Annotated in this window: 1 protein-coding gene; it reads left to right on the top strand. The window is 69.0% G+C overall.

The window, feature by feature from the left end:
- Positions 1–583: 583 nt before the first annotated feature.
- Entirely contained in the window at positions 584–1,060 is a 477-nt protein-coding gene (locus QZH66_RS16700) for a glycerophosphodiester phosphodiesterase family protein (protein ID WP_305806984.1), read from the top strand.
- Positions 1,061–1,101 lie beyond the last annotated feature (41 nt).

Below are 1,101 nucleotides of genomic sequence, written 5' to 3'. Positions count from 1 at the left end.
AGCGGCTATCTGCCCGAGCACACCCTGGCGGGCTATGAGCTGGCAGTGCGCATGGGAGCCGACTACATCGAGCCCGACCTGCAGCTCACCCGCGACGGCCAGCTGGTCGCCATGCACGACGACAGGCTCGAGCGCACCACCAATGTGGCCAGCCTGTTTGCGCAGCGCGGCGGTGCCTACCGTGTGGCCGACTTCACACTGGCAGAAATCAAAACGCTGACGGTGCAGCCCACGCGCACGGCGCAGAGCAGCTACCCCGGCTTCACGCCCAGTGCCGCCCAGCCGCTGGCCGTGCCCACGTTCCAGGAAGTGGTCACCTTGGCCCAGGCACAAAGTGCGGCCACCGGGCGCGAGATCGGCATCTACCCCGAAGCCAAGCAGGCCGACCCGGACATGGAAGACGCCATCCTGCGCACGCTCCAGGCCAATGGCTATCGCGCCGGCAGCAAGCTGTTCATCCAGTCGTTCAGCGATGCCACGCTGCGCAGCCTGCACGCCAAGCAGCAGGCGCAGCGCCTGGCCTACCCGCTGGTGCAGCTGGGCTATGCCGCCGTGGGCGCAGACGGCNCAGGCCGACCCGGACATGGAAGACGCCATCCTGCGCACGCTCCAGGCCAATGGCTATCGCGCCGGCAGCAAGCTGTTCATCCAGTCGTTCAGCGATGCCACGCTGCGCAGCCTGCACGCCAAGCAGCAGGCGCAGCGCCTGGCCTACCCGCTGGTGCAGCTGGGCTATGCCGCCGTGGGCGCAGACGGCGTCGCGCGCATCCGTGTGAACGGCAGCGCTGGCCCGCAAGAGCTGGCCTTGCCCGAGGTGGCGCGCTACAGCGCCGGCGTGGGCGTGTCCATCAGCAACAAGACCTACCCGCTCACCCAGGCCTTCATTGACCAGGCGCACGCCGCCGGCCTGCAGGTGCATGGCTGGACCTTTGCCCGGCCCGACGCGACGCTGGCAGGCGCCGAATTCCGCCAGTTTCTGGGCATGGGCATGGATGCACTGTTTGCCAATTACCCCGACCTGGCCGTCGCCGCGCGCAACGGCTTTGCCGCCCAGCGCTGAGCGTGCCGCCCAGCGTCCGCCCACGGGGCATTCACCCGCCT

The organism is Stenotrophomonas sp. YIM B06876 (genome assembly GCF_030711595.1).
Taxonomy (GTDB): Bacteria; Pseudomonadota; Gammaproteobacteria; order Xanthomonadales; family Xanthomonadaceae; genus Stenotrophomonas.
This window is presented reverse-complemented; position numbering and strand designations above follow the sequence as displayed.

Bases quoted from the DNA above. Each gene is read 5' to 3' on its own strand.
- QZH66_RS16700 (WP_305806984.1), top strand. From the start codon at position 584: ATGGAAGACGCCATCCTGCGCACGCTCCAGGCCAATGGCTATCGCGCC.